We start from the raw sequence: 25,692 nt of genomic DNA, 5'->3' as shown, positions 1-25,692 counted from the left end.
TTATCTATATCATAAATATTCCTTATCATCTAAAAATTCTGTCTTTTATTCATAGAGATGACAAGCAACATAATGACCATCTTCAACTTCTTTAAATACAGGTCTTGTTGTTTTACAAATATCCATACATTTTCCACAACGAGAGTGAAATGGACACCCTGTTGGAGGGTTAGATGGACTCGGAAGATCTCCTTGTAAAACGATTTGCTCTCGTTTGAAATCAGGGTCTGGGACAGGCACAGCTGATAAAAGTGCTTCCGTATAAGGATGCAATGGTTTTTGATACAGTGTTTCACTATCCGCCAACTCTACCATATGACCTAAGTACATGACTCCCACTCTATCACTTATATGCCGAACGACCCCTAAATCATGAGAGATAAAAATATAGGTTAATTGAAATTCATTTTGTAAATCTTCTAGTAAGTTAAGCACCTGCGATTGAATAGATACATCCAGTGCTGACACCGGCTCGTCTGCAATAATGAGCTTTGGCTTTGTCATCAGTGCACGAGCAATTCCAATTCGTTGACGTTGTCCTCCACTGAATTGGTGAGGATAACGCTTGGCGTGATAACTACTTAATCCAACAACTTCTAAAATCTCTTTTACTTTTTTCTTTCGTTCCTCTTTCGTACCAATGCCATGTACGATAAGCGGTTCTTCTAAAATTTTCTCCACGGTATGACGTGGATTTAAAGAGGCAAATGGATCTTGAAACACCATCTGCATTTCCCTTCGTAATTTACGAATTTCGTTTTTTGATAAGTTTGTTACCTCCTTCTCTTCGAAAACGACTTTCCCTTCTGTTGGTTCAATGAGTTGAAGAAGAAGGCGTCCTGTCGTTGATTTCCCGCATCCACTCTCTCCTACAATTCCTAATGTTTCACCTTTTTTGACGTGAAACGAAATGCCATCAACAGCTTTTACTTCTCCAACCTGCTTACCTAAAAGACCACCTTTAATTGGAAAGTGCTTTTTTAGGCCTTCAACTTGTAGTAACAACTCGGTCATGGATGCTTACCTCCCCTTCTTCATGTAGAAAACAGCGCACTTTATGCTTGTCGTTTACATGATAGAGTTGAGGGTCTTCTTTCAAACATCGCTCAGTCACAAACTCACATCTTGCCGCGAATCGACAGCCTGTTTTGATAGACCCTGGTTTAGGCACGTTGCCTGGAATCGAGTACAGTCGATCTTTTTTTTCACGTTTATCTGGAACCGACTTAATAAGCCCCATCGTATAAGGATGTTTTGGACTTTTAAAGAGGGTTTTGACATCTGTTTCTTCAACGACTTTTCCTGCATACATGACAACGATACGGTCACACACTTCTGCAACGACTCCTAAGTCATGTGTAATAAGCATAATGGCTGTATTTAATTTTTCATTTAATTCTTTCATTAGTTGTAGAATTTGTGCTTGGATTGTTACGTCTAGGGCAGTTGTTGGTTCATCAGCAATTAATAGTTTCGGATCACATAAAAGCGCCATCGCAATCATGACACGCTGCCTCATTCCTCCAGAAAGTTGGTGAGGATAGTCGTGAATGAGCTCTTCAGCACGGGGTAATCCAACGAGCTTCAGCATTTTGATAACGTGCTCTTTTGCTTCTTTTTTACTCCATTTTCTATGTATGCGCACTGCTTCCATGAGCTGGTTGCCGATCGTAAAGAGTGGATTCAATGATGTCATCGGCTCTTGGAAAATCATCGCTACTTCGTTTCCTCGAACTTCTCGCATCCTTTTTTCGGATGCTTGTACTAAGTCTTCATCGTTAAAATAAATGTGACCTGATGTAATTTTCCCTGGGGGTGACGGAATAAGCTTCATAATGGACAGTGAAGTGACACTTTTTCCACAGCCCGATTCTCCTACAATTCCGACCACTTCACCTTCATAAATATGAAAATCAACATGATCTACAGCTGGTACTTCTCCATCATCTGTGAAAAAAGAAGTTTTCAACCCTACTACGTCTAGTACTTTTTTTCTTGTCACGTCTTCACTTCCTATCAGCTGTATATTTTTAAATTTTTAGAATATTTTACATTTTATGATTATACATTCAATCTCTTAAAAAGAAAAGAATAAATTTGACGAAATATAGAAGGTTAAACGTCAGACCTTTTTAACATGACAAAAAACCATGACCGCTAATTGGTCATGGCTTCATATTTATGTCGATAATTGTTGAACACTGAATAAATCATAATAATGCCCTTTTTGCTTCATTAGTTCTTCATGCGAACCAACTTCAACAACTTCTCCGTGTTCAATATGCACAATCGTATCGACATGTGTAATGGTTGATAATCGATGTGCAACGATGAAGGTTGTACGATCTTTTGCAAGCTTTTCAAGCGCTTCTTGAATGTAATGTTCACTTTCTAAGTCTAAGGCAGACGTCGCTTCATCAAAGATTAATATCGGTGGATTTTTCAAAAATACACGCGCAATGGATATACGTTGTTTTTGTCCACCCGACAATTTGACTCCTCGTTCGCCCACTTTTGTGTCGTATCCTTCAGGAAAATTCATAATAAAATCGTGAGCATTAGCCGCTTTTGCAGCTTCAATGACTTCTTCTTTCGTCGCTCCTGGTTTTCCTAATAAGATATTTTCAAGAATGGAATCACTAAATAGCACGGTATCTTGTAAAACGATCCCAATCTGATTTCGCAAACTTCTCACTTGATAGTCTTTGATGTCAACACCATCAATGCGTAATGTTCCTTTCGTTACATCGTAAAAGCGAGGAATTAAACTAATAAGTGTCGACTTACCTCCTCCACTCATTCCAACGAATGCAACTGATTGTCCCTTTTTAATATGAAGGTTTACGTCTTTTAACACTGGTTTTTCACCTTCATCATACGCGAATGAGACACCATCAAATGAAATGTCACCGTGTACTTCCTTACACTCGATAGAGTCCTTTCGGTCCACAATGTCATACTCTTCGTCCATAAATTCAAACATACGGTCCATCGAGGCAATGGATTGCGTAAGCGTTGTCGATGAGTTAATAAGACGACGGAGCGGATTGTAAAGTCGTTCAATATATCCGACAAATGCCACCATTGTTCCGACCGTTAAATTCCCTTGTACCACTTGATAGCCTGCATATAAAATTACAAGCAGTGGGGCAATATCAGTAATGGTATTCACAACTGCAAACGTTTTCGCGTTCCAACTTGTGTGCTCAATCGCTTTTTGTAAAAAGTTGCGATTTTGTTGATCAAACCGAACTTGCTCGTGATCTTCAATGGCAAAACTTCGAATCACCGAAATACCTTGCACGCGCTCGTGCAAATGTCCCTGCACTTCCGCAAGAGCTTGTGAGCGCACCCTTGTTAGATGACGGAGTTTTCCGTAAAAGTGTTTGACTGAAAGCGCATAAAGCGGAAAAAGAATGAGTGAAACAATTGTCAGTGGCACGTCCATTGTAAACATAATAATTGCGGCAATGACAATGGTCGCCATATCGAGCCAAACGTTCATTAAGCCTGTAATGACAAAGTTTTTCGTTTGCTCAACATCGTTAATAACGCGAGAGATGATTTCTCCTGCTCGTGTGTTCGCATAGTACTTTAAGCCAAGGCGTTGAATATGATCAAATAAATGATTTCGAATATCGTATAACACTCGGCTTCCCACCCACTGGGCGTAATATTGTCGGTAATACTCAATTGGTGGACGCAACACAATAAACACAAATAACATAACACCCATAATTGTAAAAAGTTGATTTGTTTTCTCATCAACGGATAACATGGTAGCTCCAATAATATCGTCTACCACGTATTTTAAAAGCAATGGAATAAGTAATGGAATCCCAAATTTAATCAATCCAATTGAAATGGTTCCAGCAATTTGCCACCTATATGGCTTCACAAATTGCAAATAACGTTTAATGACACCCAAAGAATCTCCCCCTTTCTTTTTCTAAGGGTTTTATTATGATTGACGAATTTCTCCTCTTCTATTAAACAGCAAAAAACCTGTTAGGTAACAGGTTTTTTATCCGAGGTGACGATATGTTAAATATCGTTCATACCACATATCAATAAAATCCGGTGCAAACGGCCCTTTTCGTTGACGTATCCAGTTTTTCAGATGTTCTACGTGATTATGTAAAATCCGATCAATCACTGTAGGATAATTCATCTGTTGACGGTGCTTTTCATATTCGTCTTCGTCTAGCAAGATATACGTCATGTCTGGAAATACTTTAATATCCAAGTCATAATCAATATATTTTAATGCTTCATCATCGTAAATAAATGGTGAACTAATGTTGCAGTAATAATAAATGCCATCTTCACGAAGCATGCCAATGATGTTGAACCAGTATTGCGAATGAAAATAACAAATCGCTGGTTCTCTTGTTAACCACGTGCGTCCGTCCGATTCCGTTACGATGGTTCGATCATTTCCGCCAATTACTAAACTGTTTGTTGCTTTTAGAATCGTTGTGCTATCCCAAATGCGATGGATATGACCGTCATGTTTATAGCTATGTATTTGGATTGTCTCTCCTTCAATGGGAACACCCATTTTAACTCCCCTACCTTCATTTAACACGTCGACATTTACGTATTTGATATCTCGATGTTCTTTGTATTCACGCTACTCAATTGATTGTTTGATGACTACTACTTATAAATAGACGTTTTGTAAACACTTACTTCCGCTCACATTCACATACATGAAGACAAAATCTGTTTTGCCTTCTTTTTAACATTCTCACTTTCGAACAATCATGTTTCACTTTTTCTTATTATAACGGTTTATAAGGTAATTTAAAACAAAAGCACCCGTTTCTCTCTGTAATTTTTTTGCAGTTTGTCTTTCTATCCTTCTTCTACCTAAGCGTTGGATAAAAAAAATTCGCCTATTCTTTCTAGACGAAAATACGTGTTGAGTTAACGTAAGTCTTAATTAGTAGAAGTTATGATGAGGCAAGTTTCGTTTCGCTTTTATAAGATTGAATAATCGCTTCTGTTTGTTGTTCAAACGTTTGTTGAATTTCTTTTAATTGTTTTTTCATCATCATAATTTCTTCTCTTAATGACGTGAGAGGTGTTTCATTTTGTAGTGTCACAAGCTCTATTTCGATTTGTTGACAACGTTCAATTTCAGATTGTAAAAATAGCAACTGATCCATTGTTTTCACTTGTTCACTGACGAGCTCATCAAATTCTTTCATCACTTGTAAACCTCCTCGTACTAAAATGAATTTAGTTTTAGTTATATCCTTCTTTTCATCATCTCTTTGTTATCATTCGCTTTATGTAGGGTGATTCCTTTGACGACATCTGTAGACTGACGGGAAGTTTTGTCGTGTCGTTCGTGCAAGAACCATTTTAGTCGTTATCTTGCATATGTAAAACAAAATCCCTTGCCTATTTATCCATTTGATAGGATGACGTAGGCAAGGGATTTTGTGAGCTTTAACAAAGAAAGTGGTTATACTTCCCCGTGACAAAGCTCTTCAACCATTATTGGTTGTTTTGGTTTTTCTTAGCCGCTGCTTGAGCGTTTTGTTGTTTCACGTGTTGTGCGTTTGTTTCGCTCGCGAACTCAGCGCCATATTGTTGTTGGTTAGCTTGAGCGTTTTGTTGTTTTACATGCTGAACACTAGTTCCAGATGCAGTTTTTTGTTGGTTCGGTTGGTTTTTGTTTGCCATTGTAATCACCTCCACGAAATATAATCTGTCCCGGAGGCGAAAAAAATATCCAAACTTTCTTCAACTTTTTTTCAAACTTTTTACATTAACAACGAACGACCACCATCTACAATTAATGTTTGACCGCGAATCATGCTTGCTTCTTCAGACACTAAAAACATGACCGTATTGACCATATCTTCTGGTTCTACCATGCGACCAGCAGGTGTTTGACGTCTTGCATCTTCTAGTAATTCTTCTCGATTCGGGAAGTGCTTTAACGCATCTGTGTCGATTGCTCCACCAGATACAGCGTTTACGACAATGTTTTTAGGTGCGAGCTCAACAGCAAGATATCTCGTTAATGCTTCAACCGCTGCTTTTGATACTCCTACGGTTGTGTAGTTTTCTAAGTAACGAATGGAACCGAGTGAGCTAATCGTGACGATTTTCCCCCCTCCTACTTTCTCCATGCGCTTTGCTGCTTCCTGTGCACAAAATAAATAACCTTTACTGTTAATATCCATCGTCCAGTCCCAATGCGTTTCCTCTAACTCCATAATTGGGCGCAATACACCCGATGCAGCATTACTAATAAACACATCAAGGCGACCGAAGCGCTCGTCAATTTGAGTGAACATGTCAGAAATCTTATCCATCTTCCCAACATTTGCTTTTACAACAAGCACTTCGCGACCAATTTCTTTAATTTGTTCTGCTACTTCTAACGCGGCCGTTTTACTGCGCGCATAATTTAGGACAATGTTATATCCTTCTTTTGCTAAACGAAGGGCAATTTCTTTTCCAATTCCTCGACTACTTCCTGTTACAAGCGCTACTTTTTGTGCCATATGTTCATCTCCCTTTATATAAAAGATTTATTAATGGATTGTTTTATAAATCAAAAATCAATGATGTTGACGATAATTGATTTCCATTTTAAGTTGCTTGATTTAACGATTTAGCCACAATTAGCTGTTGTTAAACACGATTACATACAGATTGTCTTCATTTATACAACACAAAATAGTACCTGATACTAATAATTACTCTCATGTTTATTGTACTGATTTTCTAGTATAGCTGGCAAGCTTTCTTCTAAAAATAAAATAAAGTACGGTACTATTTCATAAAAAGCACCTACTTTAAGGCACACGACAACATTCCATTCGTTTTTTGAAAATGTAACAGATGGGGGAGTTATGGATGTATGTAGGACGAGATATGACAGAACTGACGATGATGTCGAAGCACGATTGGAAAGATAGTGAGCTTGCGTATTTTCATCATTCTTTACAGCAAATTATGCCTTATCTAAATACAGAAGGTCAGACAATTCATCGTGAAATTATGAAAGAAATTGAAGGACGAGGCGGATTAAAACGACAAGAAGCTGATTATACACATGGTACACACATTACGTATGACTAAAAAAAGACCCGTTCACCGACGGGTCTTTTTTACACATTTAACGTGTGTAGTCGATATTCTTTTAAAATGTTTTGATGTGACACAGGAAATGCATAGTCGTCCAAATCCTCTATGCGTACGAGTTTTAATGTGTCACTTTCACTCATTTCATTTGTGATGTGACCTTCATAAACTGCGATGTTCCAAACAATGTGCGAAAAAACATGTTGGATGGTTGCAAATTGTTGATTGATGGTTGCCTCTGCACGATAATCATTCCATAAAAAGACGTTAAGCTGATTTTTGTCAGAGCCAACGCTTAAATCGACTTCTACATTCGGAAATTCCCACAGATTTGCAAGTAGTCCTTTATTTGGGCGTTTATGAATGAGTACTTCTCCATGTTCATTCGTTAACACGACCGCAGCCATTTGCTTCGGTTTTGGTGGCTTTTTCTTCGATTTAACCGGTAGCTCTGCTTGAACGCCTTGCTCAAATGCACGGCAATGTTCACGAACCGGACATAATAAACAAGACGGAGAAGTTGGTGTACAGACCGTTGCCCCTAATTCCATTAATCCTTGGTTGAAGTAAGATGGATTCTCTTTGGAAATAATAAGACGAATGATATCTTCAAACAGCTTTCTTGTTTTAGGTTTTGCGATGTCATCCCAGATGGATAAAATTCTCGACATCACACGCATCACGTTTCCATCAACAGCCGGTTCTGGCACACCGTAGGCAATACTTAAAATAGCACCTGTTGTATAAGGTCCAACACCTTTTAATTTTGAAATTTCTTCTGGTGTATTAGGCACTTTTCCGCCGTACTGCTCGTGAACTTCTCTCACTGCCGCTTGCAAGTTTCGTGCTCGAGAGTAATAGCCAAGTCCTTCCCACGCTTTGAGGACTTTGTCTTCTTCGGCATTTGCTAAGCTTTCAACAGTTGGAAAATGTTCCACAAAACGATTAAAATAAGGAATAACCGTATCAACACGTGTTTGCTGAAGCATAATTTCAGATACCCACACTTTATATGGATCTTGATCTTGTCTCCACGGCAAAATGCGTTGTTCACGTTCAAACCATGTTATTAAATCATGTTGAAATTGTTCAATCTTAAAGTCATTTACAAGAATTTTACTTTGTTTCACGTTATAGCCTCCGAGGTATTACTATACATATACAGTGTATATGAATCCACGTAGAAAATCGAATATGGGTAGGTAAGTAATTGTTTATACTTGATTTTCGATGTGTCAAATCGTTGTAACCATTCATTTATTTAGAAGAAATGAACTTATATGATACGCTAGTTAGATAAATAGCTGATAAAAAGGAGGATGTTATGGATACGGGTACACACATTGCGATGGGTATTGCCATTGGTGGCCTTGCAACGCTTGATCCGGTCGTGGCGTCAAGTTCCGAAACAGCGACCGCTGTGATGGCGGGAGTCATTGCTGGTTCTTTAGCTCCAGATCTTGATACGATTTTGAAGCTTAAAAATAACGCTCAATATATTCGTAACCATCGCGGCATTACACATTCAATACCTGCCGTGATCCTTTGGCCTCTCCCGATTCTTTTTATTTTGTCGTTTCTATTTCCAGGAGCGGATTTGTTTCATGTATGGTTATGGACATTTTTAGGTGTCATTATTCACGTATTTGTGGATGTATTCAATGCTTATGGAACACAAGCATTACGGCCATTTTCAAAAAAGTGGGTTGCGCTTGGCGTTATTAACACATTCGATCCTTTTATCTTTGTCGCTCATGTCATTGCTATAACTTGTTGGGCATTCGGAACAACACCTGGTCCCACATTTATTACACTGTATATCATTGTTGCTCTTTACTATATATGGCGTTATTACGAGCAACGGCAAGTGGCAAGAGCCGTTCGTAAAAAGTATCCCGATGTGGAGAAACTCATTATTTCACCGACTATGCGCCTTCATCATTGGCATTTAGCCATTACAACAAACAAGCAATTTCATGTTGGAAGAGCCATTAATAAACAAGTGGTGACATTTGATTCATTTAATCGCTTGCCGGTACCAGATTCAGATGTCATTGCTGCAGCGAAAAAGGATAAAAATTTGTCAGCTTTCTTATCGTTTTCACCTGTGTATCGTTGGGAAATTGATGAGTATAACGATCATATCGAGGTTCGTTTTATTGATCTTCGTTATCGAAGCAAGGATTATTATCCGTTTGTTGCAGTCGTACAATTAGATTATGATTTAAACATTATTTGTTCCTACACAGGCTGGATCTTTAGTGAAAAAAAGCTTCGTAAAAAACTGGATTATGTACCTAATTAAAAAAGAGCAGTCATCACTGCTCTTTTTTAATGCTTTAGATGGTTATCTTGATTTAATAAATGCTTAAATTTTGGATTTCGAATTTTCACATCGTGAAGACGATGGCCGTAATGGTTAATATACGTTCGAACGGCTTGCTCTGCCGCTTCTTTCCCTTTGTATTCGTATCCTGCTTTTGAATACGAGGCTTCAAAATCTTCCCAAAACAACTCCACCCACGTGCGGGCTTGAGCGTAAGACAATGTATCGTTTTTACTTAATAATTCGTTGGTTAAACGTTCAAAAATGTCGTTCATCGTGTTCACCTCTGTTACCAATATTGTTTATGAGTAAAGCGTTTGATTTAACTCACACTATAAACAAGGGACATACATTTCCCTGTTGTACATTACTATATCACAAAAGCATTCAAAAGAAGGAGAGGAATGTCATGCGTAATAAAGAGCGTGGTTTCCCGAACCAAAACAACAATAAATTAGAAGGCGAACCAAGAGCAAAAGCAGAGTTTGCTTCTAAACGTGCAGACGGTACCATTAACACTCATCCACAAGAAAGAATGCACGCTTCGAACCAGCGTACAGATCAATAATTGTTCTGATTTTTTCACTATCATTATGGAGGTGTTTATTTTGGGACACAAAAAACAAAAAAACTTTTTTTCAAACCGTCATCAAAACCCATTTTCAACACCATGGGCAAACCCGAAACATGCTCATGCACAAGTAAATGGTGAAACGCAACAAACGCAAGATTTAATTATTCTCGAAGCCCAAACACGTAAGCGTTCCTAGTTAAAAACGTGTCACTTCTAATTGAGAAGTGACACGTTTTTTATGAAAATGCGCATTTACGCCTTTTTCTATTGAGCTGTACGCAACATTGAAATCGGAAGAGCTTCCTCATTTTGCTCCGGGTTTCCTAATCGAAAGCCCCATGCAAATACACCGTTCATGTAATCAATTTTAAAATATGTGCCAGGATCTCCTTGAATTTCATATACTTCTCCCGGTTTAAACTGATTCGGATCAAGTAAGTATGCTTTTGCTAGAATCATTTTACGCTCTAGAACTGCAAATTCATTTACAATCCCTAATTGTTCCGCTTTCCTTGCTTTCTCTTGGAGATGGGCAATCTCTTGCTTTAATTCATATTCACTCATTTGACTATACCGTTTTTCTTGCACCGATGACTCCCCCTTTTGTCCACTCTTCTTTTAGTATATGATAATTGTAAACGTTTTTAAAGAACAGAAAGAAGGTCATTTCATCATGAAAACAGTTCTAATTACAGGTGGCAGTACCGGCCTTGGTTATGAATTAGCAAAGAACTATGCACATGATGGTTATCATGTTGTCATAACAGGAAGAAACGAAGAACGATTACAGATGGCAAAAGAAACGTTACAAGCAGAAAACGGTTATGTGACAACGTGTTGCTTTGATATTCGCAACGAACAACGTGTAAAAGCGGCCATCACTCATCTTTTACAACATCATAAAGTAGATGTAGTTGTGAACAATGCAGGGGTCGGTCACTTTGGGCCTCTTCCTTCTTTATCGACAGAAGACATTCACGCGATGATTGACACGAATGTGAAGGGAACCATTTTTGTGACCCAAGCTCTTATTCAACATTTACTTACTCGTTCATCTGCTTATATTATCAATGTTGTTTCAACTGCTGGCTTACGTGGAAAAGTAAATGAAAGTGCATATGTCGCAAGTAAATTTGCTGTACGAGGATTTACAGAAAGTTTAAAAGCGGAATATGCTGATACAAACCTTACTATTATTGGCGCGTATATGGGTGGTATGGACACACCGTTTTGGAACGAGTCTAATCATATTAAAGACAAGTCAAGGTTAAAGCCTGCTTCATATATTGCAGACATGATTTATGAAAAAGCCACGTTAGGTGAAGACATTTTGTTATAAAAAATTCCCGCTTTTACCTCCTGTTGGTACAAGCGGGGTGATGTTTATTCCTCATGACGAATAGATTGTAAAAATGCATCAATTTGTTCAATTGAAAATCCTTTTCGATATAAGCTTTGCTTCATGCGACGTTCATATTCCCATCCATCGTAGCGTTCATAGCGACGGTGCGCTTTCATTCCTTGATAGTGAAGAGCTTCCCATTCTTCATCGCTCTCTTTTTGAACGTCTACTTCTTCAAAAGCGAGTTGAATAACCGATAACACATGGCCTTTTGTGAGTAGTGTTTGTTCAATTTTTTGCTTCATCATTGTTTCCGATAACTTTTTGTACTTTCCTTTTAATTTTTCGATTAGTTTACTTGCAGTTTGAATTTGTTGTTCTTTCGAGTATTCACATAAACTAAGAGTAATCTCTTGTTCTAAAATGCCTTTTTCCATTAATTCTTTTCGAATAAGCGTAGGACCTTTTACGGTTGTATTCATTTGGGTGAGCACGTATGCTTTGGCAAATTCTAAGTCATTTAAGTAGCGCTGATCGGTTAGTTTTAAAAGAACTTGCTTACAGATAACATCATCAACGTCTTTTTTACGCAAATAATCGCCCACTTCTTTTGTTGAACGCATTCGATGCGATAAGTAGGAAACAGCGAGGTTGTATGCTTTTTTTGTATCATCAACAAATTGAATTTCTGTTATATCAAATTCATCAAGTTCTTTTCCTTTTCGAAGATCGTGTTGAATCAGAACACTTGCGTCAACACTAAATGCATATTGCTCTCCCTTACCTTCATCTAAAAAGATGTTATAACGCTCAGTATTGTTCTTTTGGGTTGTTATTTTTGTAATAACAGCCATACTTTCACACCCCGTTTTTTGTCTTATTGGTTCACATTATACACAATTTAAAGGAGGTTTTTTACTGATGAAGATTGTCATTGCTGGAGGAACTGGATTTGTGGGTTCTGCGTTAACGAACTACTTTTTAGCTAACAAACATGACGTGTACATTTTAACGAGAAACACCAATAAGCCTGCTCACGATCCAAAGCTTCATTATGTAGAGTGGTTAACAAACGGCAGTGCACCGGAACATGAACTTGAAGGGGCAGATGTGTTCATTAATTTAGCTGGTGTGTCATTAAACAGCGGCCGCTGGACAGATGAGCGCAAAAAAGCAATTATTGAGAGCCGTGTGTCTTCAACAAAAGAAATAGTGCGTATCATGTCCGTCTTACACACGAAGCCAGCTGTTTATGTAAACGCAAGTGCAGTTGGTTATTACGGTACGTCTACAACTGAAACATTTGTCGAACATTCTCCGTCTATTAGTGATGAGAATGACTTTTTAGCTCACACGGTAAAAGTTTGGGAAAAAGAAGCGGCACAAGCAGAGCAATTGAACATTCGTACCGTACTCACGCGATTTGGGATTATTTTAGGTGAAAAAGAAGGTGCGTTACCAAAAATGCTTCTGCCTTATCAATTGTTCGTAGGCGGAACGGTGGGCACAGGTGAACAATGGGTATCTTGGGTACATATTGATGATGTTGTTAGAAGTATTGCATTTGTCATTGAACATGAACACGTGCGTGGACCTGTTAACATTACAGCCCCTCATCCGGTTCGAATGAAAGAATTTGGTCAAACAATTGCTCGTGTATTAAGTCGTCCTCACTGGCTACCTGTTCCTAGCTTTGGCTTAAAATTGCTTCTTGGCGAGATGAGCACATTAATTTTAGATGGACAACACGTAATTCCGCAAAAACTAGGTGAACATCACTATAAGTTTACATATAATAAACTAGAACGTGCATTACAAGATTTACTATGAAAGAAGGCTTGTACGTAGATAGGAGTTTAGTTAGTCATGAACAATACTTTATTTAAACACGCAACCATTTATCCCGTTACATCTAATCCACTCTCCAACTGTGATTTATTAGTAGAAAACGGAAAAATTAAAGAAATCGGCTACAATTTACAGCCGGCTCATGGAACGCATGTGATTCATTGCCAAAATCACCTCTTGTTTCCTGGCTTTATCGATGTTCATACCCATATTGGCTTGTATGATGAAGGAACGGGATGGGCTGGAAATGATGCGAATGAAACGATTGAGCCACTCACACCTCACATCCGAGCGCTCGATAGTGTACATCCGCTCGATCCAGCATTTAAAGATGCGGTTCAATACGGAATTACTACTGCTCACATTATGCCGGGAAGCGCGAATGTCATTGGAGGTACGACCTCTGTCATTAAAACAACAGGTAAAAACATCTCACACATGCTCCTCCAAGAAACAGCCGGGTTAAAAATTGCACTCGGTGAAAACCCAAAACGGATTCATAGTCACGGAAACAAAGATTCCATTACACGAATGGGGATTATGGGAATGCTTCGTGAAGCATTTTATCATGCGATGAATTGTGACAACATTGAGGATTTACGGGTAAAACCAATCGTTCGTGCGTTGCGCCGAGAAATTCCTGTTCGTATTCATGCTCATCGTGCAGATGATATTTTATCAGCGGTTCGCTTTGCAGAAGAATTCAACCTCGATGTTCGCATTGAACACTGTACAGAAGGACACTTAATTGCTGAAGAGCTACAAGGACGGAATTTAAAAGTATCAGTCGGCCCTACGCTCACACGTCGTTCAAAAATTGAACTTAAAAATAAAAGTTGGGAAACGTATCAAGCACTTTGGGAAAATGGCGTTGAAGTATCGATTACAACGGATCATCCGTACACACCCATTCAATATTTAAATCTCTGTGCATCGATTGCGGTTCGTGAAGGATTAAACGAACAACGAGCACTTGAAGGTATCACCATTGCAGCCGCTCGTAACTTACGTATTTCCGACCGTGTAGGCAGTATTGAAATCGGCAAAGATGCAGACTTAGTGCTATGGAATCATCACCCTTTTCACTATATGGCGAAGCCTTTACTGACAATGATTGATGGAAAAATATTATTCAAAAAAAATTAACATTTACCTATTTCTTTTTTAAAATATTTTTAGTATGATACGTAAGGTAAGGACGAAAAAATGTAACAATCATATAGATAAAACATTCACTTGTTAACATTTCTTTTGTTGACTAGTAATGGGAAGGCAAATGGTGCGCCACCAGGTAACTGGTTCTAGTGGGTTCGATTCCCACCCCGAAATTTTTTTTAATACTAAAAAATTTCGAGGGTGGTTCCTACAACACGTGTGGTCTGCCCTCAAGGCGGAGGGATTATTATGCTGAAAAAGCGAGACCTACACGATTGTCAAGGTTTATACGATCTCATGGTGCACCCGGATGTCTTCCCTTTTGTGCGTCATAAAGCAAATTCATACGAAGAATTTCTGTTTGTGACAAAACAAACGATGGAAGCAGAAGAGCATGGAGAACTTATTTCACGTACAATTTTAGACGAATGGGGTAACCCAATCGGCACGATTAACTTATTCGATGTACAAGATAACGCTGGATTCCTTGGTACGTGGTTAGGAAAACCCTATCACGGAAAAGGCTATAATAAAATTGCAAAAGAAGTGTTTTTCAACGAACTTTTTTATGAGTTAGGAATTGAACGCATTTTTATGCGTATTCGCAAAGTAAACGTTCGTTCAATGAAAGCGGCTGAAAAGCTACCGTATGTGACACTCGCAAACGAAACGAGACAAAGTTTGTACGAGGAAATCAATCAAGGTGGCGATGTGTATAACTTATATGAAATCTCGAAAGACTTATACACATTACACTATTTACGACACGAGCAAGAAGTACACGAAGATCATCAGTTAAAAGAAGCGTAGAGAGTTGTTCGAACATTGTGAACAACTCCTTTTTTTATGTTCTTTTTAAAAGGTTGGTGTTTTCAGGAAATTTCTTTCAAGGTTTTGACTCAATTGAGACTGTGGAAGCAGAATCAAGCATTTACTCTTTACTCTGTTTTAAAAAAAGAAAATGTTGGTCACACTAGAAGATGTAGTTTATTTTACACTATCTTTTGGAGGGATTAACAATGGCTGAAAAAAAACGTCATGAAAAAGCAAAAAGCACATTAAGCAGTTCACAAGAAGTTAACTACGCACGTGATTTTAAGATGGCCGACCAAGCTGGTGGGTATACTGCAAAAAAAGCAAGACACTAATTGGCAACAGTAGTAAATACACACATACATAGGTCTTCCCTCTTTGTACAACCTAAAAAGGAACCGTTCATAAACGAGTTCTTGAGGAGGAATAACAATGGGAAGATCACGAGGAAATCATTCGCGCGGTAAAAATAAAGCGCGTTTACCACAAGTGCCGAAAAATATGAAGTCTGATGGATATGATGTGGAGTACTCACGCGCATTCGCTGATGGTGAGGACTTAGAGGCACAAGCACGTGCGCAAGCAGCAGGTATTCGTCAGTCAGATATGAATAGTAAGAAGTAATGTATCAACCTGTGGGAAAGCTTACGATGCTTTTCTGCAGGTTTCATCATGCTTACGTCACGTTTTATGTATTCTCACTCGTTTTGGACCTCTCATTATATTCAAAACTTTTTCAAAAATAAAATATATACACACAGTTTATCCACAAAACTGTGAATAATGTGTATAACTTTATTTATCCTTGATATAACAACTTCTATCCAATTTACAAACCGTGAATAATTTTTGTGGATGAAATCATTTTAAAATGTGGATAATGTGCATAACTTTGTGTATATCTTAGAAAAATAAGGTTTTGAAAACGCTTTTACATGTGGATAACATTTTTAATATCTAAAAAGTCGAAAAATTTATGTTGCAATGTGAAAGATTGTGTAGAATTTTGCCCTTCCTTCTTTCCTCCTGCTTCCTCTTCTTTTCTCTCTAACTGATAAAATCTTTCCTTTTCCCATTAATAAGTGTTGTGTATAAAAGTTTTTGGTCTGAACTCTCCCCCTTCACAATAACCTTATAAAAAGCTACACCGCTTTTATTCTTAAAAGGATGAAGGGGAGTGAACAACTTGGTCGTTGTACACTTTATACAAAACAATGTGGAGTTATTAAATCAACTATGTCGTGATGTACCGACAGAAGGAAGCGACGTAAAAATTAAAGGTCGCAAAGGAAAAGTGATACAAGTAAAAGAGATAGATGATCGGCACGTTCATGTGGAAGTTGAATTAGAAGTGGTGAAAAAAGTTGTTCCGGTGCTGGATCCGCGGAAAAAGAGATAATTACTACTGTGAAGTTTAGGAGGTAATAAAAGAGGGTGGGACATCTTATCAACTGAAACAGTGATGTCCGACCCTCTTCTTTCATTCTTTATCTAATCTTTATCGTTTGTTTAGGAACACGTCATAATTTCGAATGAGTGTCACAATGTGTCCTCTTGATAGAGAGTTTGTTGCTCGATACGATTCATACGTCTTCAGAAATTGTCCTTGTGCGTCAGAAAAGCCATTTGAAATGCTTGCTGAATACATAAACTCTACAGCTTCTCTTTCTGTTACTACTTTATTAAAATGAATACTAGCTATTATTTGCGCTACTTTCCCTCTGGTAATAAACTGATTATGGGCTTTTTTATCTGTCATTGTACCATTCGTTGGAAGACGGTATTTCTCGGCCAATTGATAGGGAACAGAAGCCCAATAATTAGGATCTTTTGAAATTGTTGAATGTAACTCTTCTGGCCTTAAATAACGAAATAAAACCGTTAAGAATTGAGCTTCTGTTAATGAATGATAAGGCCTCAACAAATCTTCTACCTGTCCAGTCTTTGGATTTTTAATATCTTGATATCCAGAGATAAGACCATTTCTAACTGCCCAAAGCATATTTTCTGACCAATGCTGATTTGCCTCAAAATCAGCATATTTCCATGGAGACCAATCAGGTATACTTGCTTCTAGCGTTTTCTCATAATGAACAAACTCATCGTTTAAGCAATAAATAAGATTATTCACTAACAGCAAAGCACCTTTATATATTCCCCCACTATCTACTTGATTTTTCTCATTGGATTGTATGTTTATTTTCCAAATGGATGTAACCTCTTCCCCACTCTCTCTTGTCGATAATAACGGATAGTATAGTTCATTATGGTAAATTAAAAAAGAAGGAACCGTATCGGGATTAGACAGTTTATCTTCTCGATGCGAGCCTCCATTTGCGAATGCATCATGCAAGTGCTCTACTGTGCTCAAATTCATATCAAACTCATAAAGGTCACCTTGGTATGTAGTAAAATATAGCTTTTGCAAAACAACTATAAAATGACCAATGTATGGGTATTCAAGAGGAATGACAACTTGCTTTTCATGCTTTCCATTTGTGTCCATTTTAAATAAAAGACCTGATGTATCTGTGAAGTACACCCATCCATCCGAAACTTGTAGCTGCTGAATTGATATTTGTTTTAGATTTGTTGTTTTTTTAGTGTTTACATTCATCTTTTGTAAATACCAATTATCACTGTCTTCATTAGACAACTGATTATAGTACAACTCTCCGTTATATCCATAAAGGGTGTACGTTCTTTTTGCAGAAAGTAACTCTTTAGAAGTTCCATCCGTTCTCATTCGATAGAGTCTACCATTTTCACTCGCATTGTTATAATAAATCCATCCATCTACTAACACGACTTCAAACACTTTTCCGTTCGTCTCAAGTTTCTTTTTAACTTTTGAGTTTGTAATGGATTGTTTGATAATGCCATCTTCCATTTCTCGATCTGCGTAATATAAATACTCTCGATCTGATGTCACTTTATTTGCATTCGCACTATTAGAAATCACATCATATTCAACGACTTTGCTTTGACTCTCATCAGCTTTAACGGCTTGATTACTTTGAAAAAAAGTAATTAGAAAACATATACACATAAGGTACATCCCTTTTTTTCATCTGTTCATATTATAAAATATTCCTCCCTTGTTACTTTTTTACTTTAAATATAATAATAAACTACAACCTGATGTTTGTGTTACGTTAAAGTTAAAAGCCCTATACATAAAGAAGATTGCTAACAATGTAAACATATACATAAAAAACCTCTTTAGACCGCAAAGATTTCAAAAGCAAATCCGCTGATCTAAAGAGGCTTTTCGTACACGTACTGATCTACCTATTCTATTATTTTTTTGATTCTTTCATTTTCTCAAGAATATAGAAAATGTTTTCAGCTTGTTCTGTGTTATCCATAAATCCTGAGAACATTTCTTTTCCTGGTCCGTATCCATACACACCTACTTCTTCACCCGTATGACCTGATGTCGTCCAGCCAGTGTATGAACGTTTGTTAAAGATGTCTTCAATAGCATCATCAATTTTTAGTTCATCGTTTGTTTTGGCTGCTTCTTTCACCGCTTTAATTTCTTCTGGTTTTAAATCAAGCTTAATGTTTTGACGTAATGTTTGTTCAACGTCGGCACCTTCGACGATTTGTTTGGCCATATAATCTGGTGTTTTCTTCGCTGCTTTAATTGGCTCTGTTAACCAATTATAGATACCTTCTCCTTTTTCATCGTTCGCACCTAGTGAGAAGCCACCTGTTGAATGGTCAGCTGTGGCAACGACTAACGTATGCTTGTCCTTTTTCGCGAAGTCCACTGCTGTGTTAAACGCTTTTTCAAACTCTTCCATTTCACTCATTGCTGCAACGATATCATTGTCGTGACCCGCCCAGTCAATTTGACTTCCTTCTACCATTAAGAAGAAGCCATCGTCATTTTTACTTAATTGAGTTAGTGCTGAATCTGTCATTTCCTCTAATCCAGGTGTCTGTTTATCACGATCGATCGCTTTATCTAATCCTTCATCAGCGAACAGACCTAGTACTTGTTCATCTTTGTTTTTCTTTAACTCGTTACGATCTGTAACATAGTTATACCCATCTTTTTCGAACTCTTTTGTTAGGTCACGATCTTCACGTTCAAAATAGTCTTTTCCTCCACCTAGTAACACATCAATTTTATGCTGGTCGTTTACTTTTTCATCATAGTAATCATCAGCAATCTCCGCCATGTTGTCACGATGTTTATCATGCGCACCGAATGATGCAGGTGTGGCATGTGTGATTTCTGATGTTGACACTAGTCCTGTTGACATGCCATTGTCTTTTGCTTGCTCGAGTACCGTTTTAATAGGTTGATGATCGTGATTGACAGCGACTGCATTATTGTACGTTTTTTCTCCACCAGACATGGCAGTTGCCGCTGCAGCTGAATCCGTAATATTCTCTTTATGATCATCTGAATGCGTCGTTTGTACGCCTAAAAAGTGTTTATCAAATGCTGTTAACTCTTTTTCTTTTGTTTTAGGATCATCTTGCATGTTACGGTGAGCTGTCATGTACGATTGCCCCATACCGTCTCCAATTAAAAAGATAACATTTTTAATTTCAGGATTTTCTGCTTTAATTTTCTCTACTGCTTCTGCATGGGTTATGCTTTGATTCTCTTTTGCTGCTTTTACTGTATGTTGTTCCGCTGCGCCTACTTTATCTTCAAGGGCTCCACACCCTGTTAAACTTGCTAGTGAAAGACTTGCTACTGCTGCAAATGGTAAGAGCTTCTTTTTTAATGATGGCTTCATGTTGAAAATCGCTCCTTTTTGTTTTGTGTTTTGCTATCTACATATAACGGTAACGTATGAACGTAAATGTTCAATAACGACAATGTAAAGATATAGAGGTCGTTTCTTTACATGTAACATGCTTGTAATAAAAAAGTCCTAGCAACCATTAAACAGTTACTAGGACTCTTAACAATCTATTTAACTAAACTTTGAATGGAATCAAGCCATCTTTCCCAAATGCTTGTTTTCTTAAAATCTAGCTCACCTAACGCTGGATTGTACATCACATAGTCATTTTTGCCATTATGCTTCGCACAATACATCGCTTGGTCGGCACGTTCAAGAAGTATTTCTTTTGTTTCACCATCATCTGGATACACACTAATTCCGATGCTGAGCGAAATACTCGCTTCTTGTTCATTGATAGTGTACGGAAGCCCGACATATTTTAAAAGACGTTTGGCAATCATTTCGATTTCTTCTTTTGTTGTTTCCTCAAACACAACAACGAATTCATCTCCACCAATTCGAGAGACGAGGTCTTCTTCTCGGATGCACTCATTGATACGGACAGATACCTCTTTTAACAACTGATCACCAGCTTCATGTCCTAATGTATCATTGACTTTTTTAAAACCATCCAAATCAATAAACATAATAATAAAATGATAGTGATGACGTTTTGAACGTGCTAATGCTTTTTCAATATGGCGATCGAGTGCTTTTCGATTTGGCAAATCGGTTAAATCATCATAATATGCGAGTTGCTTCAATTCAAATTCTGCTCGTTTACGTTCTGTAATATCGGTCACATGTCCATTTACGCGCAGAAGAACGCCATTAGATGTCTTCATCGGTGTCACGAGTTCGCTCAACCATCTCAACTCATTCGTTTGAGCATGAATAATGCGATATTCGACACGTGAAGACTGACCCGACACAATATTCTTCTCATGTTTCTCCACTTTTTTTACGTCATCTTCATGAATGACTTCTTTCCAAATATGACGATTCTGATGATATAATTTATCTTCATAACCATAAATTTGATCCATTCCTTTTGAAAATGTGACCGTATCTTGAGTGATATCGATAGAAAAGACCGCACCATCTAGTGAATGAAAAAGCAATTCATAGTCTTCGTTTTGCATATTCACTACACGATTTTCATCCTCAAGCTTTTCTTTTTCTTTATGTAATGTTTTTATTTTAGATTGTAAGGCTTTGATTTGTGTTAATACCCGCCATAAGAGTGCTATGACCATAACTGTGATTAACACAAACTGAAGCAAAGCGTCTTGGATTAAGACTGAAACCGATACCAATAAAACAGATATACAAATAGCCATCACGCTCGTGGTAATCTTATCTTGATCATTCACATTTTCACCTACTCTCGCTCAATAACAAAATCGACAAAAATCGACTTTGTTCTTTTACTATATCGGATAAAAGAAGTTTTCGTCTAGCATCAATTGTCTGAACTCGTTAAAAAATGCAAGGAAGGATTTTTTTGTAAATAAAAAAGCTGCACAGTTCATTCGTGCGGCTTTCTTTGTTACCTTTATCATGGATAATAAGTGTTCTTATCTATCACATCCGTCTTCTTTTCAACTGCTCTTATCTGTTTTTTCTACGCTCCATGTACCACTCATAGAAGGATTCTGCTACTTCTGATGGAATATCATCCAGGTTGTTATAATGAACAGGGTTTTCACGATTAACTGTCTTAATTGATGCGAGCCCAAATAGCTTTTGGTACATACTTCTCTCAATGGCTACTTCAACGATTTTATCGCGATTTGAAACAAAGAGAGTGGTCGTAAACCGACCTGTTTTAAACTGGATAAACGGACCGTGTAATGTATACCTTGTTCGGAAGAAATCAAGTACTCTTAGTAAAGAAAGGACAAGTAATGAAAACACTAACAACCAAATCCATCCTTTTGCTATTCCTAAAATGGCCGGTTGCAAAAAAGCTAAACTAACCGCGGCAATCATCCAAATCCAGTGAGGGCGCATTAAACGTATCCATAATGCTTTTATCGGAAGAGAATTCATCTCTTGTGTGACTTTGTAATGAGGCAATAACTCTGAAACAAGGTCATAAGCACGCTGTACAGGTAGAAACGGATAAAGGGAGTTGACTTGCCCATCCTCTTCCACCCCGATTCCAACACTCGTAAGCTTTACTTCTGCTAACCCTAGTATTTTTTTAATTGGTGATTGTAAAATTTGAATCGCTTGTACATTCTGTTTCGAAATTGAAAACGATGTTTCCTCTATGATTCCTTTTTTAATGTAAATACGATCTTCATCAGATGAAATTTCGTATCTTCCATACGTTAAAATCGTTCGAATCACACCAAAAGCAACTGCTAGTATAACAAGTAAAATGACAATGATTGTTAAGATAAACCAGGAACTCATTATTTCAGTAAGCAATCCTTCCACTTGTCCATCAACGTGAAAGAAATCATTCACATTTGAATACAGCGAACCCACTAATGGAATAATCGCTAAAAAACTTAATGATGTAAAGGAAGCCTTTAACAGTTCTTTTTTGGTCGGTTGAAAATGAATCAATCGATTGGACTGAACCGTTTCTTCCTCTTTTGTGTCAAACATGACATCATCATTATCACGAAGACGATCACGATCCCTTACCATCTCTTCCATTCGATCTGCTTCTGACCGTCCAATCACTTTAAACTCAACTTCCGTATCCTCTCCCGCTACACCTGTTTCAAAGCGAATGGATGTCACGTGAAACAAGCGATGAAAAAGGGATGTATGGCGGTTCACATTTTGAATTTTCGTAAATGGAACCGTCCGCTTTGATTTTGTAAACAAACCTTCGTGCAAATGAAAGGATGTCTCATCGAGCATGTACGTTTGAGTCAACCACCTAAACACAATGTATACAACTGAAACAACCACAACACCCATTACAACATATCGACCATAATGAATAAACATCGATTGTGACTCGTGCTTAATCACAAACAAATACAATACGACGAAAAAGAGGTTTTTAACTAGCCACCACATATTAAATAGTAAGAGAGCAGGATGATGTCGCTTCATACTCATCACTCATCTATTTCCTTTACTTTTGCGAACTGCGCAATTTGATTCCGAAGTTCAATTGCTACTTCTTCAGGAAGAGCTGGAATGCCATGAGAGGTTGCTACCGTTGAAACAGAGATCGAACAAAGCTTATACTTTCGAAGTAAGGGTCCTTGTTTCGTTGACACAGCTTGAACTTTTGTCATTGGAATAAGCTCATGTTTTTCCTGAATGACACCTGATTTTAACCGTAAAAATTCTTCATCTACTTCATAACGCCACGTTTTATAAAGTAAAACTGGACGAATAAAAATCGACCAAATTGAGATAATGACGGATAGAATCGTGACACCGATTAACACCCAACCAATCCAGTCGTACCACGAAAATCGATTATCTAAATAAAGTAAAACAGCCAATAAGACAAACCAAATTCCATTCATAATGGTTTCGCTAATCATCCATACTTTAACGGCGTCCTTTGATAACAGTTTAGTTGGTGCGTACATGTTTCCACTCCTAATTTAACGTCTACTTATCGTATTTTAAAAAACCTTAGATTTTGCACATTTTTTTATTTATTTCAAGTGATGTACTATTATACGAAAGAACTATGTAAAAAGATTCATAAAGAACTGATATACTCTCTGTCATCTCTGCTTGAAGAGGAAGCTTTAAAAAGAGAAGAACTTTTACTCGGCCGTCCACTAATAATCCCATTACGTGTGAATGTGTTAAAAGTACTTACATTTCTAGCAGAGCGTGGAGTAATGGAAGGGAGTTCTGTACTTCACGGCTTTCCACACCCATCCGGTGGAAACGGTCATCGTCACCGACAAGTTGCAGAGCATAAAGAGGAAATGAAGCGAAGCATTCCGCTACATTTTCAATCAAAGTAAGCACCCATTCGTTTAGAATGCGTGCTTACTGGCGTGGCGCAAACAACATGACAGACACACCGATGATACAAATGCATGCGCCAAGCCAGTCGTACAAATCGGGTGCTTTTTTATCAATACCCCAGCCCCACAGAACAGAAAGCACAATAAACACGCCACCGTACGCTGCATATACACGTCCGAATGACGGAAACGCTTGAAATGTTGCCACAACGCCATATAAAGCGAGTGCTACTCCTCCAGCCAGTCCAAGATACGCAGACTTTCCTTCTCGTAGCCATAACCAAATTAAATAGCCACCACCAATTTCAGCAAGTCCAGCAACAAGAAACAGTCCAATCGCATACAGCACGAGCTTCTCTCCTTTCATTCCATAATAAAGCCACTGCAGTTTATTGTTCTGCAGTGGCGAGTATTTGTCAAGGCGAGACGTTACACAAGCTGACGGTTCCAGTGACGATGTGCAACAATGGCGTGAATAAACTCACCAGTGAAATGGCCCATCTCTTTATGAGTCACAACGCTTGTTTGATCGTTTATTCCCATACTCCCATTCCTTTCTAACTGTTATTTACAGCACATGTTCCCTTCTTTTTTAGAATTAAATGGTAACAAAAAGAAAAAGCTGAGCGAAAAGAGGTAAAAGTATCCCATTCCACTCAGCTGTCAACATGACTTACCTATAAAACACTTGACAACCGATGTGTTTGTTTTGAATATCATCCTGTACATTCCATCCATATAAGCTCGTTAAAATCCTTTTCTTGATTGAATCACCTATTTCTTGTCTAAAATGGTAAGTATGATTCTGTTAGTTGTGAGGTGAATAACATGTACTTATTATTAGTCATCATTGTTTGGATTTTATTTGCATACAAGTTTGTTGATTGGTCAAAAGTAAAACTGCAGTATCCAACAATTTTATTTTTTATCGTCGTCAATATGACTTACAACATGATTTACTACCAGCATACGCTTTGGGCGTTCCGAGGTGTGACGATAGATTGGCTCAACCATACCATTATTAACTTAGCATTTACGTTTTTCATTTGCCCTGTTGCCTTAACGATTTACTTACAACGTTTTCCTCATCATCGTCGGATTAAATATGCCTATATCGCGATTTGGGTCATGTTCTTCTCAATTCTTGAGTATTTATTTGCCCATAAAGGCATGTTTGTGTACGACAACGGCTGGAACGGCTGGCATAACGTTTGGTTTAACCTTGTATTATTTATCATTTTAACAATTCATTACCGTAAGCCAGTCATTGCGATTGCCCTTTCGATTCTCGTTTCATGTATCTTTTTTCTTGTGTTCCCGGTTCCAATCAGTTCGTTAAAATAGGCTATTCGAATAGATGATATGACAACTCTCTTATGGACAGTTGTGGCTACTGTTCCATTCAATGATTTTTAAAAACACTTTTCATACTACAAGCTTTAAACACTCGAATAAGAGGTGACATTCTATGGTCATTCAAGACACATTATCTATACCCGTCTTTCTCATTCTTTTATTGAGTACGTATATCGGCATGGCGCTCTTTCTCACAAGATGGGATGGAACGCAACAATAGAGCACACGATGACGTGCTCTCTTTTTATGCCTAAAAACAGGATTTTCTTTTCGTTTAAAGAAGAGATAAGTAAGGAGGAGATAAGTATGAAAGAACTGGTCGGAACGTGCCAACAATGTGGAAAAGATGTGTATTGTTGTGATGGATTTTTAGATGGGGTAGTAGCAAAAGAAGGGATTACTTGTTTTTCTTGTATTCAAACACCAAAAGAGTAGCTACTATAAGAGAAAAGGTTTGT

The 25,692-nt window shown here is 37.8% G+C and carries 30 protein-coding genes and 1 pseudogene; 14 read left to right on the top strand and 17 right to left on the bottom strand.

The features are described 5' to 3' along the window. Positions 1-45: 45 nt before the first annotated feature. The 7 genes and pseudogenes from DIS06_RS16395 to fabL form a co-directional block, all read right to left on the bottom strand. Complete coding sequence (locus DIS06_RS16395; protein ID WP_110114310.1) at positions 46-1,014, bottom strand: ABC transporter ATP-binding protein; 969 nt, start codon at positions 1,012-1,014, stop codon at positions 46-48. Further along, positions 989-2,002, bottom strand: a complete 1,014-nt coding sequence (locus DIS06_RS16390) for an ABC transporter ATP-binding protein (protein WP_110114309.1) — start codon at positions 2,000-2,002, stop codon at positions 989-991. Before DIS06_RS16390 ends, DIS06_RS16395 begins: the two co-directional genes overlap by 26 nt. A 177-nt stretch (positions 2,003-2,179) precedes the next feature. After that, complete coding sequence (locus DIS06_RS16385) at positions 2,180-3,928, bottom strand: ABC transporter ATP-binding protein (RefSeq protein ID WP_110114308.1); 1,749 nt, start codon at positions 3,926-3,928, stop codon at positions 2,180-2,182. Positions 3,929-4,024: 96 nt separating this feature from the next. Then, positions 4,025-4,561, bottom strand: coding sequence for a nucleoside tri-diphosphate phosphatase (gene ntdP / locus DIS06_RS16380; protein WP_110114307.1), 537 nt, complete (start codon positions 4,559-4,561; stop codon positions 4,025-4,027). Positions 4,562-4,955: 394 nt separating this feature from the next. Continuing rightward, on the bottom strand, positions 4,956-5,213 hold the full coding sequence (locus DIS06_RS16375) for a YgaB family protein (RefSeq protein WP_110114326.1): 258 nt from the start codon (positions 5,211-5,213) through the stop codon (positions 4,956-4,958). Positions 5,214-5,508: 295 nt separating this feature from the next. Next, positions 5,509-5,694, bottom strand: a pseudogene (locus tag DIS06_RS16370) (gamma-type small acid-soluble spore protein); the annotation flags it as partial. An 80-nt stretch (positions 5,695-5,774) separates the two neighbouring features. Then, on the bottom strand, positions 5,775-6,524 hold the full coding sequence (gene fabL, locus DIS06_RS16365) for an enoyl-[acyl-carrier-protein] reductase FabL (protein WP_110114305.1): 750 nt from the start codon (positions 6,522-6,524) through the stop codon (positions 5,775-5,777). A gap of 355 nt (positions 6,525-6,879) precedes the next feature. Here fabL and DIS06_RS16360 point away from each other — a divergent pair, with 355 nt between their 5' ends. Then, complete coding sequence (locus tag DIS06_RS16360) at positions 6,880-7,104, top strand: hypothetical protein (protein WP_110114304.1); 225 nt, start codon at positions 6,880-6,882, stop codon at positions 7,102-7,104. Between the two features lie 29 nt (positions 7,105-7,133). On the opposite strand, the gene mutY is transcribed toward DIS06_RS16360, so the two are convergent. Next, a complete protein-coding gene (gene mutY / locus DIS06_RS16355; RefSeq protein ID WP_110114303.1) occupies positions 7,134-8,237 on the bottom strand; it encodes an A/G-specific adenine glycosylase in 1,104 nt (367 codons plus the stop codon). A 194-nt stretch (positions 8,238-8,431) separates the two neighbouring features. On the opposite strand from mutY, the gene DIS06_RS16350 reads away from it, so the two are divergent. Continuing rightward, positions 8,432-9,412, top strand: coding sequence for a metal-dependent hydrolase (locus tag DIS06_RS16350; RefSeq protein WP_110114302.1), 981 nt, complete (start codon positions 8,432-8,434; stop codon positions 9,410-9,412). 26 nt (positions 9,413-9,438) lie between these two features. On the opposite strand, the gene DIS06_RS16345 is transcribed toward DIS06_RS16350, so the two are convergent. Then, a complete protein-coding gene (locus DIS06_RS16345) occupies positions 9,439-9,708 on the bottom strand; it encodes a YfhJ family protein (RefSeq protein ID WP_110114301.1) in 270 nt (89 codons plus the stop codon). A gap of 134 nt (positions 9,709-9,842) precedes the next feature. Here DIS06_RS16345 and DIS06_RS16340 point away from each other — a divergent pair, with 134 nt between their 5' ends. Both DIS06_RS16340 and DIS06_RS16335 read left to right on the top strand, forming a co-directional pair. Next, positions 9,843-10,001, top strand: coding sequence for a small, acid-soluble spore protein K (locus DIS06_RS16340; RefSeq protein WP_110114300.1), 159 nt, complete (start codon positions 9,843-9,845; stop codon positions 9,999-10,001). 40 nt (positions 10,002-10,041) lie between these two features. Further along, positions 10,042-10,203 carry a YpzG family protein gene (locus DIS06_RS16335; RefSeq protein WP_110114299.1) on the top strand — a complete coding sequence of 54 codons (162 nt, stop codon included), beginning with the start codon at positions 10,042-10,044 and terminating at the stop codon, positions 10,201-10,203. A 68-nt stretch (positions 10,204-10,271) separates the two neighbouring features. Here the strand turns inward: DIS06_RS16335 and DIS06_RS16330 are convergent, their stop codons facing one another. Then, positions 10,272-10,595: a YfhH family protein gene (locus DIS06_RS16330; RefSeq protein WP_110114298.1), complete on the bottom strand. Its 324-nt coding sequence runs from the start codon at positions 10,593-10,595 to the stop codon at positions 10,272-10,274. Positions 10,596-10,680: 85 nt separating this feature from the next. Between DIS06_RS16330 and DIS06_RS16325 the strand changes: the two genes are divergently transcribed. Continuing rightward, complete coding sequence (locus DIS06_RS16325; protein ID WP_110114297.1) at positions 10,681-11,346, top strand: SDR family NAD(P)-dependent oxidoreductase; 666 nt, start codon at positions 10,681-10,683, stop codon at positions 11,344-11,346. 44 nt (positions 11,347-11,390) lie between these two features. Here the strand turns inward: DIS06_RS16325 and recX are convergent, their stop codons facing one another. Next, entirely contained in the window at positions 11,391-12,203 is an 813-nt protein-coding gene (gene recX, locus DIS06_RS16320) for a recombination regulator RecX (protein ID WP_110114296.1), read from the bottom strand. Between the two features lie 67 nt (positions 12,204-12,270). On the opposite strand from recX, the gene DIS06_RS16315 reads away from it, so the two are divergent. The 6 genes from DIS06_RS16315 to DIS06_RS16290 all read left to right on the top strand — a co-directional run bounded on the left by DIS06_RS16315 (position 12,271) and on the right by DIS06_RS16290 (position 16,564). Continuing rightward, positions 12,271-13,179, top strand: coding sequence for a TIGR01777 family oxidoreductase (locus tag DIS06_RS16315; protein ID WP_110114295.1), 909 nt, complete (start codon positions 12,271-12,273; stop codon positions 13,177-13,179). A 36-nt stretch (positions 13,180-13,215) separates the two neighbouring features. Then, positions 13,216-14,343, top strand: coding sequence for an amidohydrolase (locus tag DIS06_RS16310; protein ID WP_110114294.1), 1,128 nt, complete (start codon positions 13,216-13,218; stop codon positions 14,341-14,343). Positions 14,344-14,601: 258 nt separating this feature from the next. After that, the gene (locus DIS06_RS16305) at positions 14,602-15,162 is read left to right on the top strand and encodes a GNAT family N-acetyltransferase (protein ID WP_110114293.1); all 561 of its coding nucleotides are present in this window, start codon (positions 14,602-14,604) and stop codon (positions 15,160-15,162) included. A 209-nt stretch (positions 15,163-15,371) separates the two neighbouring features. Next, positions 15,372-15,500, top strand: a complete 129-nt coding sequence (locus DIS06_RS16300) for a YfhE family protein (protein WP_110114292.1) — start codon at positions 15,372-15,374, stop codon at positions 15,498-15,500. Positions 15,501-15,597: 97 nt separating this feature from the next. Beyond that, the gene (locus DIS06_RS16295; RefSeq protein ID WP_110114291.1) at positions 15,598-15,789 is read left to right on the top strand and encodes a YfhD family protein; all 192 of its coding nucleotides are present in this window, start codon (positions 15,598-15,600) and stop codon (positions 15,787-15,789) included. 553 nt (positions 15,790-16,342) lie between these two features. Beyond that, the gene (locus tag DIS06_RS16290) at positions 16,343-16,564 is read left to right on the top strand and encodes a hypothetical protein (RefSeq protein WP_343287509.1); all 222 of its coding nucleotides are present in this window, start codon (positions 16,343-16,345) and stop codon (positions 16,562-16,564) included. 99 nt (positions 16,565-16,663) lie between these two features. Here the strand turns inward: DIS06_RS16290 and DIS06_RS16285 are convergent, their stop codons facing one another. From DIS06_RS16285 to DIS06_RS16265, 5 genes are all read right to left on the bottom strand, one after another. After that, positions 16,664-18,214, bottom strand: coding sequence for a DUF5050 domain-containing protein (locus tag DIS06_RS16285; RefSeq protein ID WP_162596003.1), 1,551 nt, complete (start codon positions 18,212-18,214; stop codon positions 16,664-16,666). 250 nt (positions 18,215-18,464) lie between these two features. After that, positions 18,465-19,925, bottom strand: coding sequence for an alkaline phosphatase (locus tag DIS06_RS16280; RefSeq protein WP_110114288.1), 1,461 nt, complete (start codon positions 19,923-19,925; stop codon positions 18,465-18,467). Positions 19,926-20,101: 176 nt separating this feature from the next. Further along, positions 20,102-21,289, bottom strand: a complete 1,188-nt coding sequence (locus tag DIS06_RS16275) for a sensor domain-containing diguanylate cyclase (protein WP_110114287.1) — start codon at positions 21,287-21,289, stop codon at positions 20,102-20,104. 238 nt (positions 21,290-21,527) lie between these two features. Continuing rightward, entirely contained in the window at positions 21,528-23,000 is a 1,473-nt protein-coding gene (locus DIS06_RS16270; protein WP_343287508.1) for a PH domain-containing protein, read from the bottom strand. Beyond that, positions 23,000-23,485 carry a PH domain-containing protein gene (locus DIS06_RS16265; RefSeq protein WP_110114285.1) on the bottom strand — a complete coding sequence of 162 codons (486 nt, stop codon included), beginning with the start codon at positions 23,483-23,485 and terminating at the stop codon, positions 23,000-23,002. The genes DIS06_RS16270 and DIS06_RS16265 overlap by 1 nt, the downstream gene beginning before the upstream one ends. A gap of 222 nt (positions 23,486-23,707) precedes the next feature. Between DIS06_RS16265 and DIS06_RS20215 the strand changes: the two genes are divergently transcribed. Beyond that, the gene (locus DIS06_RS20215; protein WP_162596002.1) at positions 23,708-23,875 is read left to right on the top strand and encodes a hypothetical protein; all 168 of its coding nucleotides are present in this window, start codon (positions 23,708-23,710) and stop codon (positions 23,873-23,875) included. 25 nt (positions 23,876-23,900) lie between these two features. Here DIS06_RS20215 and DIS06_RS16255 read toward each other — a convergent pair whose 3' ends face one another. Then, a complete protein-coding gene (locus DIS06_RS16255; protein ID WP_481746876.1) occupies positions 23,901-24,245 on the bottom strand; it encodes a YnfA family protein in 345 nt (114 codons plus the stop codon). A gap of 461 nt (positions 24,246-24,706) precedes the next feature. Here DIS06_RS16255 and DIS06_RS16250 point away from each other — a divergent pair, with 461 nt between their 5' ends. Both DIS06_RS16250 and DIS06_RS20780 read left to right on the top strand, forming a co-directional pair. Then, on the top strand, positions 24,707-25,222 hold the full coding sequence (locus tag DIS06_RS16250) for a CBO0543 family protein (protein ID WP_110114282.1): 516 nt from the start codon (positions 24,707-24,709) through the stop codon (positions 25,220-25,222). 318 nt (positions 25,223-25,540) lie between these two features. Beyond that, a complete protein-coding gene (locus tag DIS06_RS20780; protein WP_275425436.1) occupies positions 25,541-25,669 on the top strand; it encodes a hypothetical protein in 129 nt (42 codons plus the stop codon). Positions 25,670-25,692: the final 23 nt, after the last annotated feature.

It is taken from the genome of Bacillus sp. CGMCC 1.16541 (assembly GCF_003184905.1).
Taxonomy (GTDB): domain Bacteria; phylum Bacillota; class Bacilli; order Bacillales; family Bacillaceae_H; genus Priestia.
Note: the sequence above shows the minus strand (reverse complement) of the source record. Positions and strands in the feature narration are given on the sequence as shown.